This window comes from Microbulbifer maximicatervae (SeqCode) (assembly GCF_052468095.1).
This window is the reverse complement of record NZ_CP174332.1, coordinates 541,310-555,553: the sequence shown is the minus strand read 5'-3', so window position 1 is coordinate 555,553 and position 14,244 is coordinate 541,310. Positions and strand designations below refer to the sequence as shown.

13 protein-coding genes are annotated in these 14,244 nt (G+C 47.6%); 5 read left to right on the top strand and 8 right to left on the bottom strand.

Features of this window, described 5'->3' with window-relative positions:
- The first annotated feature begins 44 nt into the window (after positions 1-44).
- On the top strand, positions 45-2,318 hold the full coding sequence (katG, locus tag ACJJIL_RS02370; protein WP_445361117.1) for a catalase/peroxidase HPI: 2,274 nt from the start codon (positions 45-47) through the stop codon (positions 2,316-2,318).
- A gap of 71 nt (positions 2,319-2,389) precedes the next feature.
- Here katG and ACJJIL_RS02365 read toward each other — a convergent pair whose 3' ends face one another.
- Positions 2,390-4,597, bottom strand: a complete 2,208-nt coding sequence (locus ACJJIL_RS02365) for a S9 family peptidase (RefSeq protein ID WP_445361116.1) — start codon at positions 4,595-4,597, stop codon at positions 2,390-2,392.
- A 412-nt stretch (positions 4,598-5,009) separates the two neighbouring features.
- Here ACJJIL_RS02365 and ACJJIL_RS02360 point away from each other — a divergent pair, with 412 nt between their 5' ends.
- On the top strand, positions 5,010-5,447 hold the full coding sequence (locus ACJJIL_RS02360) for a hypothetical protein (protein ID WP_413663340.1): 438 nt from the start codon (positions 5,010-5,012) through the stop codon (positions 5,445-5,447).
- Positions 5,448-5,584: 137 nt separating this feature from the next.
- Here the strand turns inward: ACJJIL_RS02360 and fghA are convergent, their stop codons facing one another.
- From fghA to ACJJIL_RS02345, 3 genes are all read right to left on the bottom strand, one after another.
- Positions 5,585-6,442 (bottom strand): S-formylglutathione hydrolase, encoded by an 858-nt coding sequence (gene fghA / locus ACJJIL_RS02355; protein ID WP_413663341.1) that lies wholly within the window; start codon positions 6,440-6,442, stop codon positions 5,585-5,587.
- A gap of 14 nt (positions 6,443-6,456) precedes the next feature.
- Positions 6,457-7,590 (bottom strand): S-(hydroxymethyl)glutathione dehydrogenase/class III alcohol dehydrogenase, encoded by a 1,134-nt coding sequence (locus ACJJIL_RS02350; RefSeq protein WP_445361115.1) that lies wholly within the window; start codon positions 7,588-7,590, stop codon positions 6,457-6,459.
- A gap of 174 nt (positions 7,591-7,764) precedes the next feature.
- Positions 7,765-8,778 (bottom strand): AraC family transcriptional regulator, encoded by a 1,014-nt coding sequence (locus tag ACJJIL_RS02345; protein WP_444918204.1) that lies wholly within the window; start codon positions 8,776-8,778, stop codon positions 7,765-7,767.
- 233 nt (positions 8,779-9,011) lie between these two features.
- Between ACJJIL_RS02345 and ACJJIL_RS02340 the strand changes: the two genes are divergently transcribed.
- Positions 9,012-9,254 (top strand): DUF6868 family protein, encoded by a 243-nt coding sequence (locus ACJJIL_RS02340; RefSeq protein WP_444911533.1) that lies wholly within the window; start codon positions 9,012-9,014, stop codon positions 9,252-9,254.
- 145 nt (positions 9,255-9,399) lie between these two features.
- Here ACJJIL_RS02340 and ACJJIL_RS02335 read toward each other — a convergent pair whose 3' ends face one another.
- The 3 genes from ACJJIL_RS02335 to ACJJIL_RS02325 form a co-directional block, all read right to left on the bottom strand.
- Complete coding sequence (locus ACJJIL_RS02335; protein WP_282931227.1) at positions 9,400-9,975, bottom strand: PhnA domain-containing protein; 576 nt, start codon at positions 9,973-9,975, stop codon at positions 9,400-9,402.
- A gap of 272 nt (positions 9,976-10,247) precedes the next feature.
- Positions 10,248-10,664, bottom strand: coding sequence for a CBS domain-containing protein (locus ACJJIL_RS02330; RefSeq protein WP_108734525.1), 417 nt, complete (start codon positions 10,662-10,664; stop codon positions 10,248-10,250).
- A 75-nt stretch (positions 10,665-10,739) separates the two neighbouring features.
- Positions 10,740-11,168, bottom strand: coding sequence for an Hsp20/alpha crystallin family protein (locus ACJJIL_RS02325; protein WP_282931225.1), 429 nt, complete (start codon positions 11,166-11,168; stop codon positions 10,740-10,742).
- A gap of 315 nt (positions 11,169-11,483) precedes the next feature.
- Between ACJJIL_RS02325 and ACJJIL_RS02320 the strand changes: the two genes are divergently transcribed.
- Positions 11,484-11,921, top strand: coding sequence for a host attachment protein (locus tag ACJJIL_RS02320; RefSeq protein ID WP_282931224.1), 438 nt, complete (start codon positions 11,484-11,486; stop codon positions 11,919-11,921).
- A 52-nt stretch (positions 11,922-11,973) separates the two neighbouring features.
- Here the strand turns inward: ACJJIL_RS02320 and yihG are convergent, their stop codons facing one another.
- Positions 11,974-12,876: a 1-acylglycerol-3-phosphate O-acyltransferase, YihG family gene (gene yihG, locus ACJJIL_RS02315; protein WP_444896075.1), complete on the bottom strand. Its 903-nt coding sequence runs from the start codon at positions 12,874-12,876 to the stop codon at positions 11,974-11,976.
- A 570-nt stretch (positions 12,877-13,446) separates the two neighbouring features.
- Between yihG and ACJJIL_RS02310 the strand changes: the two genes are divergently transcribed.
- Complete coding sequence (locus ACJJIL_RS02310; RefSeq protein WP_445361114.1) at positions 13,447-14,115, top strand: hypothetical protein; 669 nt, start codon at positions 13,447-13,449, stop codon at positions 14,113-14,115.
- Positions 14,116-14,244: the final 129 nt, after the last annotated feature.

Sequence of the window (14,244 nt, the reverse complement as noted above, 5' to 3'; positions counted from 1 at the left end):
AATGAGCCAAAGGATGTACCAACGATCGTACGGAGATACTGTAAATGTTAATGAAATATAATCGTAGTTATGTCGCTTTATTAATCTCAATATTTATAGTCGCGCCATTTAGTGTCGCAGATACCCATGAGGAAGTCGTCACTGATCCAGTAATTCTTGAGGGTGCAGTAGAAGGACAGCCAAAGTCCAATCGGTTTTGGTGGCCTGATCAGCTGGATCTGCGTCCCCTCAGGCAGCACTCTCCAAGATCCAATCCAATGGGTGACAGCTTTGATTACGCTGCCGAATTCCAAACCCTGGATCTTAAAGCGGTAAAACAGGACATCGAAACTCAGCTCAAAACTTCACAGGACTGGTGGCCCGCAGACTACGGTCATTACGGCCCATTTATGATCCGAATGGCCTGGCACAGCGCTGGCACCTACCGGATCGGTGATGGTCGTGGTGGTGCCCGTGGCGGCCAACAGCGTTTCGATCCCCTCAACAGCTGGCCTGATAATGCCAACCTGGATAAAGCCCGCCGTCTACTCTGGCCCATCAAACAAAAATATGGGCGCAAATTGTCCTGGGCTGATCTTATGGTGCTAACCGGCAATGTAGCCCTGGAGTCCATGGGATTCCCCACTTACGGATTTGCCGGGGGGCGACAGGATGACTGGGAGCCCGACCTGGTTTATTGGGGGCCCGAAACCAAGATGCTCGCAGATGAGCGTTACACCGGCAACCGAGAGTTGGACAAGCCCCTGGGCGCTGTGCAAATGGGGCTTATTTATGTCAACCCGGAGGGCCCCAATGGCAATCCCGATCCGGTGGCTGCCGCCACAGATATCCGCGAAACCTTTGCCCGCATGGCGATGAATGACGAAGAGACAGTAGCCTTGATTGCTGGAGGGCATACTTTTGGTAAGGCTCACGGTGCAGTGAAAGCTGATTGCCTCGGCCCAGAGCCCGCCGCCGCCCCAATTGAGCAACAGGGGCTTGGCTGGAAAAATAAGTGTGGGAAAGGTAATGCCGACGACACAATGACATCCGGCCTGGAAGGGGCCTGGTCTGCCGCCCCGATCAATTGGAGCCAGCAGTATCTGGACAACCTTTTTAAATTCAATTGGGTCAAAACAAAAAGTCCAGCTGGTGCCGTTCAGTGGATACCCGATGATCAGAGCGCGGCAAATCTGGTGCCCGATGCATTCGACAAGAACAAGCGCCATGCCCCCATCATGTTTACCACGGATTTATCCCTTAAGTTCGATCCCAGCTACAAAGAAATTGCCAAGCGGTTTCAGGAAAATCCGGAAGAATTTCAACGCGCCTTTGCCAAAGCCTGGTTCAAGCTGACTCATCGGGATATGGGCCCTCGCGCGCGCTATTTGGGAGCGGAGGTGCCCGAAGAAGATTTAATTTGGCAAGACCCTATCCCCAAAGTTGATCACCCTCTGATTGACAGCCGGGATATAAATTCTCTCAAAGCAAAAATACTGGCGGCAGGCATTAGCGTTCCCGATCTGGTGAGGACTGCCTGGGCCTCTGCTTCTACCTTCCGTGGTTCAGATTTTCGCGGTGGCGCCAATGGTGGCCGTCTTCGCCTGGAACCCCAAAAGGACTGGTCGGTAAACGATCCCACTGAACTATCACAAGTCCTGGCATCGCTGGAAAAAGTCCAGCAGGAATTTAACAGTTCCCAATCCGGGGGCAAAAAAATCTCAATGGCAGATATCATTGTACTTGGGGGCGCAGCAGCCATTGAAAAAGCTGCAGAGCAGGGCGGGCATAAAATTCAGGTCCCCTTCAAGCCTGGACGCACCGATGCTTCCCAGGAACAAACAGATGTTAATTCTTTTGCGGTACTACAACCTATGGCCGATGGCTTCCGCAACTACTTTGGCGATGGTTATGGGAGAACCCCTACAGAGTTATTAGTTGATAAAGCCAGCCTGTTAACCCTGAGTGTGCCTGAAATGACTGTTCTGGTTGGAGGAATGCGCGCACTTAATGCAAATACCGACTCCTCACAGAATGGTGTACTTACTCAGCGCCCCGGCACACTGACGAATGATTTCTTTGTGAACCTGCTCGATATGTCTACTGTCTGGTCCAAGTCGGCAAAATCAGAGGGTATCTATGAAGGAAAAGATCGCAAAAGTGGCCAGGCAAAGTGGACAGCCACACCTGTAGATCTGATTTTTGGTTCAAACTCTGAATTAAGGGCAGTCGCAGAGGTTTATGCTTCCAGTGATGGCGCTGACAAGTTTGTAAATGATTTTGTGCAGGCCTGGACCAAGGTAATGAATTTGGATCGGGTTGATCAGCCTCAGTCTTAAGAATCATATACCTCAATAAAGAAAAAACCGAGGCTAGCCTCGGTTTTTTCTTCTGGGAGATTATTTAAGTTTTAATCCTGCCCCTTTAAATGCCGATCAAAAAATCGCTTGATCATGCTGTATTGGTGGATGCGAGTCTGCTTACCGCGCAAGCTATGCTTCTTGCCTGGATAAGTCATCAGCTCAAATTGTTGGCCGTTGTCCTGCATCTGTTTTATGAGTTTAGTGGTATTGGTAAACAACACATTGTCATCCGCCATGCCATGATAAATCAGCAGATCACCTTGTAAGCCCTTCGCATAGGGAAACACAGAAGATGCCTCATAGGCATCCATATCCTTGGTTGGATTGCCCATATAACGCTCAGTGTAATGGGTATCATACAGCGTCCAGTCCGTAACCGGCGCACCCGATACCCCCGCCTTAAAGTAGTCTCCGGCTTTGAACATACTCATCAGTGCCATGTAACCACCGTAGCTGTGACCGAAGATACCTACTTTATTTTTATCAACATAAGGCAGGGTACGCAGGAATTCAACGCCGGTAATTTGATCTTCCACTTCAGGAGATCCCATATTCTTAAAGATAGGATTCTCAAAAGTGGTACCGCGGTTTGCTGAACCACGATTATCTAGGGAAAAAACAATATAACCCTGTTGGGCCATATACTGGTTGAATAGTTTATCCCAGCTATTGGTAACCACCTGAGCGTGTGGACCACCATAGACAAACACCATTACCGGGTAACTTTTCTTCGCATCAAAATTAGCAGGTTTGTACAAGCGGTAGAAAAGCTCCTGGCCATGGGGCGCCTCAATACTGCCAAATTCCGGAGTGATCCATTGATCTTTATAAGGATATAGAGGGTGATCACGATTTACAGCGTTCTGCTCAAGCCAGGTGATTCTGGCCCCTGAGCTGCTGTGCAGGCTCACTTGAGGCGGCGTGGTAACGCTGGAAAATTTATCAATATATCCAGAGGCATCCTCAGAAAATTCGATAGAGTGCATACCACTACGCTGTGAAATTCTCTTAATGTCGCTCTCCCCTTGCAGGGAGACTGCATAGAGATGCCTCTCGATTGGAGTATCTTTTCGTGCGGTAAAATACAGACGGTTAGCCTGCTCATCAACAGCCTCTAACTCGTCAACCACCCAATCTCCCTTAGTCAATTGTGCCTGTAATCTGCCGCCAAAATCATATTTATACAGGTGTTTGAAGCCATCCCTCTCCGATGACCAAATAAAAGCATCGCTATCTTCCAAAAAGTGGAGATCATGGCTCAGGTTAACCCAGGTATCGCTGGACTCGGTAAGGAGCGTTCGGGTTTTTCCCGTATTGAGATTGTAAGCACGAAGCTCTAACTTTTGCTGGTCTCGAGATTGCCACTGGAAAGTTAACAGGTGATCACGGGCCCATTTTACTCGGGGAATATAAATATCCTGATTATCTCCCAGGTTGACCCAACGGATATCCCCCGAATCAATATCTATAAGGCCAAGTCGGATTTTTGCGTTCGCACGCCCAGCAGCGGGGTAACGTTGCTGTATCATTTCGATACGATCCGCATAGATTTCGCTACGGGTTACCTGATCAACTGGCGACTCATCAACTTGCAGGAAAGCAATATGCCGATCATCAGGAGACCACCAATAACCGGTCATCCGGTCCATTTCCTCCTGGGCAACAAACTCAGCCATTCCATTTTTAATATGATCTTTGCCGTCGCTGGTTAGCTGCTTTTCCCTACCGGTTTTCAGATCGACAATATAGATATTTTGGTCGCGAATAAACGAAACAAAGTGCCCCTCGGGAGAAACCTTTACATCGGTTTCAAAGGTTTCCGTTTCAGTCAGTCGACGCGAAGAACGGTCTTTGAGGTCGTAATAGTAAATATCGCCGGCCAAAGGGAATAACAGAGACCGACCATCCTCTGACCAGCTGTACTCCATTATTCCACTACCATAAATTCGCTGGCGCTCCCGTCTTGCCTTTTCCTCATCCGAAAGAGTTTCACTACCGCTGTGCAGACTATCGGAATTGACCAAAATTCGGGACTGACCGTCTTTCAGGTTGTACTCCCAAAGATCGTAACGGTTGTAATCTTCAACTCTACCTTTGAGGAAAGTTACGCGCTGCCCATCAGGTGAATATTCCAGCGCTCGGGGAGCGGTACCACTCAGAGCCGGGTCGGAGAATAACCGTTCAATGCTGAGTGACTCTGCAGAACATATTCCTGCAAAAGTACATCCAAGTAATGCAAGCAGTGCTTGTTTCATAGGAAAACTCTTTATATTAAGTATTGTTGGCAATTCACGTACCACTTTGCTAGCAGGGGTATTATTTAGAAAATTCTGATTAATTCCATGTTATCTCCGGCTTCCTTAGGAGCCGGCCTAAATGACATCCAGGTAAGCCATAGCTTCTCTTTGGGACTTGTTCTGATCACCAGAAGTATCTCAAATTTATCGGAAACCCTCTAAAAAATGCAGCTATATTGTGGATAGAGCAAACCGGTGAAGGATTCTACAACGGAACCTTCCGGGACATGCAGTACCTTACAGTTTTGGGTTTGCGCACAAACAATCCTGCTGCAATAGCCTCCCTTTACAAATGTTTACTCTGCTTAACCAACATTTGTGGTTAGCTAATGTCGGACTAAAGCTTTTATCAAAATATGGGGTAACAATAATGAAGGTTCATCTCTTTGCATCTGCAGCTGTGATTTTGATCGCTGCTGGCTGTAGCTCTACACCAGAGATCCCCACCACTGAATCGTTTGTCACTGACATCACCGAACTGGGCCATCGTCGCTTTACCTACAAGGCAACCATTGGAGCTGGCCCCAAGGGCCAAGGCGGTAAGCGTGGTGGTCCGGGTGGTGGAGGTCCAGGTGGCGGTGGTCCCGGTGGTGGTGGTCCCGGCGGCGGTGGTAAGGGTAGTGGTGGCCCAGGAGGTGGCGGTCCCGGCGGCGCCAATTCTGGAGATGTGAAGAAAGTTGCCCGGCAGAGAATGGAACTCTTGCTAGCCGAAAGTGGCTTCTGTCCCAATGGCTGGTTCCTGATCGAACAAACTTTTGACCAGAACAGAGCTGAAATTATTGGCGAGTGTCGGGCGGTTGCACGATAAGCTTACGCCTCTCACTTTGGCTCTATGTATTCTGCTCGTATCGCTTTATACATAGCAACTTGCCAGGGCACAAAGCCCTTTGCCTAAATAGCCCCTCAACTGAGGGGCTAACTTCACTAGTCCGCGATTTACACTGCCTAATACCTATGCCTGCTCAACAATGAGTCTGCATGGAACCTTAAGTGCTCCTCAATAAATGAAGCGATGAAATAGTAACTGTGATCGTAGCCTGCGTGATGCTCTATCCGAAGAGGATAATCACTGGCTTCAGCAGCTGTTTGCAGGGAATGTGGCCTCAGCTGTTCCTCAAGAAACTCATCCTGTTCCCCCTGAGAAACCAAAATCGGCGTTTTCTCTACAGCGCGCCCCATTAGCACTGTTGCGTCATATGGCTCCCAGCTCTTGGGATCAGCTCCCAAGTATGTTCCCAGCGCCTTTTCTCCCCAAGGGCAAGCAATAGGATTGCAAATTGGACTAAAAGCAGAAATTGATTGATATCGCTTGGGGTTTCGCAGACCGATGACCAGGGCACCGTGCCCGCCCATGGAGTGCCCGCAAATCCCGCGTCGACCATTGGTGGGGAAATGAAGTTCTACCAGGCTTGGAAGTTCATCCACGATGTAGTCATACATTTGATAATGCTGCTTCCAGGGTTCTTGAGTCGCGTTCACATAAAAACCAGCCCCCTGCCCCAGATCATAACCCGGGTCATCCGCCACATCGTCTCCTCTGGGGCTGGTATCGGGTATCACTAAGATAATCCCTAACTCTGCAGCGACTCTCTGAGCACCAGCTTTTTGACTGAAGTTTTCATCCGTGCACGTCAAGCCCGAAAGCCAATAAACAACAGGATATTTCCTCTGTGTATTCCCCTCTGCATCCTGTGGTAAAAAAATGGAGAAGACCATAGAACAGTTGAGCGTGCTGGATTTATGTCGGTAACGCTGCTGAAAACCGTCAAAAGATTTAGTACTGCTAACCAATTCAATCGACATTTTAAGTGGTCCTATCAAGCCTGCTGGAAATGAATAACACTGCGAATACTTTTACCTTCATGCATTAAATCGAAGGCATCATTTATTTGCTCAAGGGGCATTGAGTGAGTAATAAAGTCATTCAATTTAAATTCTCCAGCCAGGTAACGCTCTACGAAAGAAGGCAATTCAGAGCGCCCCTTTACACCGCCGAATGCTGATCCCTTCCAAACCCGCCCTGTAACCAACTGGAATGGGCGGGTACTGATTTCCTGTCCCGCACCTGCCACTCCAATAATAATGGACTCCCCCCATCCTTTGTGGCAAGACTCCAAGGCAGCTCTCATCAGGTTAACATTGCCCACACACTCAAAAGAAAAATCCACTCCGCCATCGGTAAGCTCTACGATAACCTCTTGAATAGGCTCATCGTAAGCCTTGGGGTTAATACACTCAGTGGCTCCCAGTTTCTTCGCCAGAGCAAATTTGTCCTCATTAATATCGACACCAATAATTCGTGAGGCGCCAGCCATCTTGGCTCCGATCACTGCGGATAAACCAATTCCACCCAAACCAAAAATTGCCACACAGGAGCCCGGCTCAACCTTGGCGGTGTTGGTAACGGCTCCCATTCCCGTAGTAACACCACAACCCAGCAGACAAACCTCATTTGAGGGGGCTTCGGGATTAATTTTGGCCACAGATATCTCAGGAAGGACTGTGTATTCAGAAAAAGTAGAGCATCCCATATAATGGAAAATGGGTTTCCCATTCACCGAAAAGCGTGTCGAACCGTCAGGCATTAATCCTTTGCCCTGGGTACCCCTGATTTTTTGGCACAAATTGGTCTTTCCAGAGAGACAAAACTTACATTCGCCACATTCGGGGGTATACAAAGGAATTACATGATCCCCGACAGAGACACTGGTCACCCCCTCACCAACGGATTCAACAACACCCGCACCTTCGTGACCAAGGATTGCCGGGAATACCCCTTCAGGATCATCTCCTGACAAAGTGAACGCATCTGTGTGACAAACGCCGGTGGCGTGTAATTTCACGCGAACTTCACCCCGTTGGGGAGGCATAACATCGACATCCTCAATAACCAAACGCTCCCCAGGCCCCCAAGCTACAGCTGCTTTACAACGGATTGTCTCTGCACTCATTTTCAATTCTGCCTTTCATCATTCGTTCCAGTGGCGCCCAGCATAGTCCCCTAAGATTATTGGTGCAAAGCCAAGCGCCGCTGCTGAAGTAAAATCAGGAAAAATCTAAAAGCTCACCCTTATAGTAATAATTGGTAGCGCTGAACAATTATTCAAAATAATTCCTTTAATTGATTAACAATTAATAGCTTGTCGCTTCCTCCACTGCAGTGGGGAGCTTCCATGAATGGCTCGAAATGCTTTTGAGAAAGCACTGATATCGGTGTAGCCCAAACTTGCTGATAGTAATCCCACATCAATACTTGAGGCCCGTAGATGCCAGCGAGCAGTCTTCATTCGCGCCCCCTGTACCAACTGCTTAAAGGAGGTTCCCGCTTCATTTAAACGGCGCTGAAGCGTTCTCATTGGCATACCGAGTAAGCGAGAAATTTGCTCCAGGGAGTGCTGCTGGGCCCCGAGAGTTTGAAGGATTAAGACTTGAACCTGTCGGCTGATATCACCCTTGTGCTCTGCCAATAAGCACTTGGAAAACTCCTCAAAATATCTCATAAGACCGCTGCTGGGTTTAGCGAGGGGATAGTTCATCAATGATCCATCAAAAACCAAGCGATCTCGATCTTGCTCAAAACTAGCCTCAATGCCAAAAAAATTTTGGTAACTACTCAGCGAAGATTGGGGCTTATGCCGAAATGAAACAGATCGGGGAGATACTTTAGAGCCAACCATCTCCTGTATCAGGCGATAGGCGGCGCCTACTGAAAGTTCAGTATACTGTTGCGCGGGAATTGCGTCGGGGAAGTGATTAACTCTCTCTGCAATCAAGCAGTCATCGGTTTGGTAAATTTTCCAGTGGTCCGCCTGGTTGTGTAACACCATATACCGATGAGTTACTGTCAAAGCACTGGATAGATTCTCACTTTCCAGTATCAGCTTACCAAGGACGCCCAGCATACGTAGCCCTTGCTTCCCCGCCAATCGCAAGCCAAAGTCACTACAGGACAAGTCCCGTGAACACAAATTAAGGAGGTCCACCAGCGTTGCAATGGGGATCAATATATTTGGACGACGTGTACAATCCGCAGGAAGCCCCACTTGCGCTAAAAAATCTGATGACTGACCACCGAGCTGTGGCACCAATAGATTAAACCCAGCCAGCGCACCACTGCGAATTTCATAGATAGGCTTCATGTTTTATAGCTACCATATTGCCAACCTCTCATTTGCACTATCACACAGTGTCTAGGAATAATGAGCATCGGACAATAGCTATATCATATAACATAGCTCTTCAACTAACTGGGACTACCCCTATCCACAAACGCAACTTATTTGAAGGCTAGTGCCTGACTATTGTGGCACTTTCCACTATCTACTCATAAAACTATCGGTTTATACGAGAAAGAACTGCAAGGAAATTTCACATGGAAACTGAAAATCTAACACTATTTTTAGGCTGGGCTTCGATTATAAACATATTGATACTACTGCTATCAACTATTGGACTTGTCTGCCTGAGGAAGTCGATCACCAGGATTCACGCACGAATATTTGAGCTTAATGAACAAGATTTAGGCCGTGCATATTTTCAATATCTAGCACAATACAAAATTGCTATTATCGTCTTCAATATTACACCGTATTTTGCTCTAAAAATTATCAGTTAATTGATAAAAGCGGAAATATTTTGCAAAAAAATAAGAAAGGTAAACTATACCTTTCTTATTTTCATAATTAAGACGGATAGGGGAGTATTTCGGGTCCGCCGGCAGATACCCTTTTCAGAAAATGAAGTTATTTCTGAAATATTTATCAGCCACTCTTTTTCACAAACTTTGTCAGAATAACAATTCTCTGACCCTCGACCCGTCCTTCGATATGCTCAGGATTATCGCTTAAGCTGATACCGCGAACTGCCGTTCCCCGTTTTGCAACCAAACTGCTTCCTTTTACATCCAAGTCTTTGATAATAACTACATTATCTCCAGCTTGTAACTGGGCACCATTACTATCCCGATGAATCACCAACTCACCAGCCTCTGGTATTGCCCCGGCCTCTGCCCAGGCCAGCAAATCGCCATCCAAATACAACATGTCAAACAAGTCTTGGGCCCAGGTCTCGCCAGATAAGCGCTTTAGAATACGCCATGCCAACACTTGAATTGCCGGCTCGGTACTCCACATAGACTCCGACAGACACTGCCAGTGCGCACTTTCCAGCTGTGCAGGATTTTCCAGCTGGTCCCTACAGGTTTGACACAATAATACTGCCGCATCTGGATAGCCCTCTGACTGGGGTACGTCATAAACAGCCAAGCCATTTTCTGCTTTACAGAGCTCGCACTGATTTCCACTGCGTTGTGCCAACTGCTCCTGAGTCACAGCCATAAGTAACCTCAAAAAAAGTAGGGATTATACGACTGATTCTTCCTTCACGTCTCCCAAATAATCACATTTAACGGACATCGGGGTCGACCGTGAACGTGATCAAGCTCAGACAGGAAGTAAATAAGACTATCAACAGCCCAGTAGTAGATGGAGCCATCAGGTTGCCGAGGGATTCACAGGCTTCAGACAAGACACTCTAGAGCACTAAAACTTCCAACAGCCGCCAATATAGATTGACGACTGTAAAGAGCATTATGCGTTAAGTCCCACACTCAGTGGTGCGAGGAGACCGCTGCTGCGAACTGCCCACCCTGCTTGCTGGCGATGGCACTGGTAATATCCCCTAAGCTTAGAATACCGACCATACGCTTTTCACTATTGAGTACTGGCATTCGCCGTAACAACTGTTGCTCCATTTTGTGGACAGCAGACAGCAGATCATCCTCTTCCCAGCACCATTCAATCCCCTCTGTCATAACATCTCGGGCGGACAAAGAGCTGAGATTACCCCCCTGAACCACACCGCGACATACAATATCTCTATCAGTCACTATTCCTACAAGCCTGTCATTTTCTCCGATCGGCACTGCACCAATATCTTCATCTCGTAAAATTTTTGCCAACTCCTGTAATGGAGTATCCGGGGTGCACCAGGTAGCCCCCTCATGCATTGCGTGTTTAACTTTCATAGGTACCTCAAAGCTCTTTAGACAAATGCCAAAGAGAGTGACGGGTAAAACCCATCACCCTTTAACCCCTATAGATCAGTGCACTTCAATCCGCTTTCTTTGCGGGGGATGCCCCTCATGTTTTGGTACCGTGAGCGTGAGAATCCCATCTTTGAAATTTGCATCAATCTCACTTTCGCGAACATCTTCACCAAGATTGAAACTGCGCAAGAACTTGCCGTAACGCCGCTCCTGACGAAGCACGCGGCCATCCTTCTTCTCCTTAACCTCGCGGTGCACCTCAGCTTCAAGGGTCAAAACCCCATTTTCTAGGGTTACACTGATATCGTCCTTACCCACTCCCGGCAGCTCAGCGCTAATTTCATACATATTCTTGCGCTCACTCACATCGATACGCGGAGAAAAAAATCCCTCGCGTTCAGAGCCGATTGCACGGGTCGGTGAGAGCATTTGTTCAAACATATTATCAAGGTCCAATAGGGACCCTCTGGGGATCAGACTCATATCTACAACCTCTTTTTACGCTAAGCCGCAAAAGGCGCCAGAAAACTCAAGAGTCCGTCTTGCGCCTGTTACATCTTGAGTACAGTCTAGGAAATACTGCGACAAACGAAGGGATTAAGTGCCGATAAAAGCCATTACAAATTGAATATGAGAGCTGTCGTATATTTCTTTTGTACATATAAATATTAAAAACTTCCTTTCCAATTGCACTTAAAGAGAATTTCCACCTCCATATCCATCAATAAGCAACCAGGGCTCGTGGCCAATATGGCTATTTACTAGGATTGAATAAGGCAGTTAAACGAGGATATGTTCATGGCCTTAGCATGGGTCCTTGTGGCTAACCAGTCCCAAGCGCGAATTTTTGAAGCCAACAAACGCGCGGGAAATCTCAATGAAATCCAGGCACTTCTCCATCCAGAATCGCGGCTCTCTGGCAGAGACCAAGAGAGTGATGCGCCCGGACGCACTTTCGACAGCTATGGTCAAGGAAGGCACTCAGTAGGTAATTCTGCAGGATTACATCGCCGTGAAGGTGAGAATTTTGCCAGAGAAATTGCACATACCCTGGAGAGGGGAAGACAGGAGGGCCAGTACGAAAAACTGTATATTGTCGCAGAACCCTACATGGTTGGCAGCTTGAGGGATGCCTTGAAATCTCCAACCCGAGCAACAATAGCAGGAGAAACAGGAAAAAATCTGGTGGCTTGTGAACCCGAGGAGATCCGGGCTCAGCTTCCTATTTGGCTATAGTGACGTTCGGCCAGTAGAGAGGGTCACGAGTGAACCTCTCTACGAACCCCGCTCAAGCCCTGCTTTCCATTAAAAGCTTATCAATCAGGGCATCCTTTTCAGTCCATAATTCATTTACCCACTGATTAAACTCCACCCGAAACTCCTGATCGGTTGCGTAGTCTCTCTCAAAAAACCGGCTCGGCAACTGGACTTTCTCAATGCGAACAATCACTTTCTTTAACTTACCGGAAAGGAAATCTTTAAAGGTAGGTATACCATCCGGGTAAACAATGGTGACATTCAGTAGCTGGTTCAGCTGCTCACCCATACAGTGCATTGCAAAGGCAATCCCTCCGGACTTGGGCTTTAGAAGATGTTTGAAAGGCGATTGCTGTCTTTGATGCTTCTCTTTGCTAAACCTTGTTCCTTCAAGGAAGTTCATAATACTGGTGGGTATTAGCTTAAATTTTTCACAAGATTTTTTCGTCGCTTCAAGATCCTTACCGCGCATCTCTGGATGTTTTTTCAAAAATTCTTTGCTGTAACGCTTCATAAATGGAAAGTCGAGTGCCCACCAGCACATTCCAATCACAGGAACTTTGATCAACTCTTGCTTCACAAAAAATTTCAGGAATGGAATTCTTCGATTAAAAATCGACTGCATAATAAAGATATCAACCCAGCTTTGATGGTTCGCTGTGACCAGATACCATCCATGTTTATCGAGATGCTCTATCCCCTGTACATCCACCTGGGTTCTTTGGGTCAGCTTCATCCAGCCTTTATTTAGGGTTATCCACATTTCTGCCCAAGAAATAAAAAAACCCATGAAAATTTTTTGTAGAAAGGCAAAAGGGAGAATAAATCTAAAAACTGAAAACAAGAGTATGGGGGCTGCACAAACCAATGTGCTAACGGCCAGCAACACCGAAGATATGACCAACAGTAAAAACGAGGGGAGAAAGTTAAACATCTAAAGGCTCTTTTAATTTTCCGGGTTTACAGGTCAGGCTGTCACGCCATATTCACAGGTTACCCGTTTCTTTTTTAATATCTTGAAATCCACTTATCACAAACTAAGCAGACTCTGCTCTCATCAGTGTATTTACATAATCCGGGCTACAGGCTGCCTATCGCAATTAACATGGCTGTGTATATTTATGGCTCATGGGAAACTGCTCCACTGCAATAAATTCATGTACCGAGCGCCTAAGCTTTAGCCGCGCCAGAGGCAATATCAAACCGCAGCAACTCTGGGAGAGTAACACGCATTTCAACCCCATATTTTTTGACTGAATAGTCTGAATCTATCGGCGATACATCAGCGCAAACTGCACGGATAAAACCAGTGACAGCAGCCCAGTGAGCGGCCTCATTTTTTCAGTATGTCCTGGATATGAAAAGGCGCCATTGTACCCTTTCTATAACCATGAATTAGTAACTTTTATCTTCCCACGCCGCAAAGGCACGATAGTAACTGGAGCAGCGTTCCACCCTGCTAAACTTGGGGCTCCAGGTCGTAGAATTGCGCCGGGAGAATAGAATGGGAATTACAGGTAATAAGCAACACTTCCACCGCAAGCAATGGCTCAGCGTACAGCAAGCCGTTGATCACCTGAGTGCACTGTCTGAAGAGCCACTAACCAGTGCGCATCTTGCAGACCTGGCCGATGAGCAGCTTCTTAACCTGTACTGGTACCGTCCAGGTCAAAAACTGTCTTTGGAAGATCACAAGGGGACCCGTGAACTGGTAGAGCCTGTCAGGCTCTGTTACGAAAATCCCAGTGACTGGCACGCCATCGTGGATATTTTGCGGAACAATCCAGCGCTGCCCGCCTACGAACATGACACCCCGCTTCTGGAAGATGCCGACGGAAACCGGCTGCGAATCACCTTCGACTACCACCAGCGGCCAGAACCGTTTAGCAGCCGCTGGTACCCTACCTATGCGGAGTTAGTGCTCAAGCGCAACGATTTGGAACAACTGGAACCCCACCTGTTTACCAGCCAGGCGGTTGAGGCCGGGTTTGAGCGTGAGACCCTACTGAATGTTATCTGGCAGCTGGAACAACTAGCCCTTGGGGATGAAGAGCACTCCACCAGCTGGCTGGCGGACCAATTGGCACAGCGCTCTTCCTCGCTGGATCGGCTATCTTGTGAGCGCATCCTTCAGGCGGCCGAGCGCGAAAGCTCTCCTGGGCGATCGATATAGCGCGGCATTTCCTACTAACACCTTTGACTCCTTTCCCATACTCAGGAACTCCCCATTGGTGGTAGAGCCCAAAGGCTGTACCCTAGTGGCACTTAGCAAATCTAAGTGTGACGTACTACCAATAGGAGA